We start from the raw sequence: 1,824 nt of genomic DNA on the forward strand, positions 1-1,824 counted from the left end.
TTTGGGTATATCGCGCAGACTGTAAGAGCTTGGGTCGTCCTTGTCAGAGCTACAGCCTTGACATTTGCGGATAATACTGCCTACTTGATTGTGCTTTGCGTGTGGCACTTTAATTAATCTTGTAGGCTAAGCAATGCCAAGCATATGTGAGTTTTCTAAAGCATTCAAGAGTTCGGTGTTATTAAATTTTTTATGAAGCTATCAAAGAATACACAATTAATAATTGTATTATTTAATGACTGAGTAAACCATAACGTTGAGGTTTAGTTTGAATTACAGCAGTTTTCAGCTAAATAAACCACGCCATAGAGTCGCAAGACCTTGCGCTCCCAGTTTCACTGTTATTCAAATCAATGAAAATTGCTGTGAGTATTGAAACCCTTGTAATTTACTAGATACTGGCCAAAAATTTTTTTGCCAGTATCTAGAAACCCTTGTGGAATAAACAGTATTTTCAACAAAGAGGTTGTTGGTTGGAGGTAGGTTGCTTGGGAAAGTGACCCCTAACTAAAAAGCCGTTGAGCAAAGCTGAACATAGTCTTTTGTCCCCCACTTATATCTAAGTGGCTATTGTTCACATGCGGTTAAATCCCCATCTGAACTATACCCCTTGCTCCCTGCTCCCTGCTCCCTGTTCCTTGTTAATTGATATCCAACCTTATTTAATCAATGGGTGCTGGCTCCATCCCTTGACTGTTTATGGATGATGCAGAAATTTTTTTTGCTCAAATAATGATTACTGAATCAAATATCCTATGGGAGATTTTCTGCCCGACAGTGACAGTATTTCTTCATCAAACTTACCCAAACTAAAAATTAACTGTTCGCCAGGGTTAGCTGGCTGGCTGCAAACTCAGGGTATTAGCCTTGCCTTTACTACTTATCAAAGTAATTGGCTGTTTTTTATCAGTTGTAATCAGCAAGGTAGGATAGCGGCTAGCGATCGCTTATTTGATAAACCAATGGGCATGTATGCAGTCAACAACAGTATATATACTAGCACGCGTTATCAAATTTGGCGCTTTGAGAATTTACTCACAACTAAAGAAACTTATCAGCAAAGCTTAGACGCAAAGCGTCTACGGAAACTGCCTAGCGGCAAGTTTGGTAGCACAGAAGATGAGGGAGAAAATTCTCCATACCCCATACCCCATATTTCAGCTGCGCTCAGTACAAGTGCCCCATGCCCGTGGGTTGAACGTAAAGCCTACGCCATAGCTTCTGCTTCTGCTTCTGCTTCTCCTTGCGAGACGCTCCGCGAACGGAGACGCTCCGCGAATGCTTAAGGCGCAGCGTCTGGTAGAGAAGTCGAAACCCAATTAACTTAAACATAGAGTAAACCAAAATGACTGACCCAAGATTTTTAAACATTATTTTCAACCCCTTCGGTCTGACTGATGTGGGGTATTCTGCTGTGCCTATCTTTGCCGATATCGATGGCGATGGCGACCTGGATGCTTTTGTGGGCGAGCGTTACGGCAATACATTGTTCTACCGCAACACTGGCAGTGCCAGCAATCCCCAGTTTACCTTCCAAGGCACCAACCCCTTCGGTATAACTAATGTGGGGTTATATGCCACACCCACCTTAGCCGATATCGATGGCGATGGCGACCTGGATGCTTTTGTGGGCGAGCGTTTCGGCAATACATTTTTCTACCGCAACACTGGCAGTGCCAGCAATCCCCAGTTTGCTGCCCCCAGCACCAACCCCTTCGGTCTGACTAATGTGGGGTCTTTGGCCAAGCCCACCTTTGCCGATATCGATGGCGATGGCGACCTCGATGCTTTTGTGGGCGAGCGTTTCGGCAATACATTGTTCTA

2 protein-coding genes are annotated in these 1,824 nt (G+C 44.1%); both read left to right on the forward strand.

Annotated features, from left to right (window positions below):
• The first annotated feature begins 755 nt into the window (after positions 1-755).
• The gene (locus tag GNE10_RS34245; protein ID WP_185570470.1) at positions 756-1,286 is read left to right on the forward strand and encodes a DUF4915 domain-containing protein; all 531 of its coding nucleotides are present in this window, start codon (positions 756-758) and stop codon (positions 1,284-1,286) included.
• A gap of 59 nt (positions 1,287-1,345) precedes the next feature.
• The coding region (locus GNE10_RS34250; protein ID WP_185570471.1) for a VCBS repeat-containing protein at positions 1,346-1,824 on the forward strand (479 nt) is incomplete at its 3' end.

Source organism: Nostoc sp. 2RC (assembly GCF_014222165.1).
Classification (GTDB): Bacteria; Cyanobacteriota; Cyanobacteriia; order Cyanobacteriales; family Nostocaceae; genus Nostoc; species Nostoc linckia.

Bases quoted from the DNA above. Each gene is read 5' to 3' on its own strand.
- GNE10_RS34245 (WP_185570470.1), top strand. From the start codon at position 756: ATGGGAGATTTTCTGCCCGACAGTGACAGTATTTCTTCATCAAACTTA.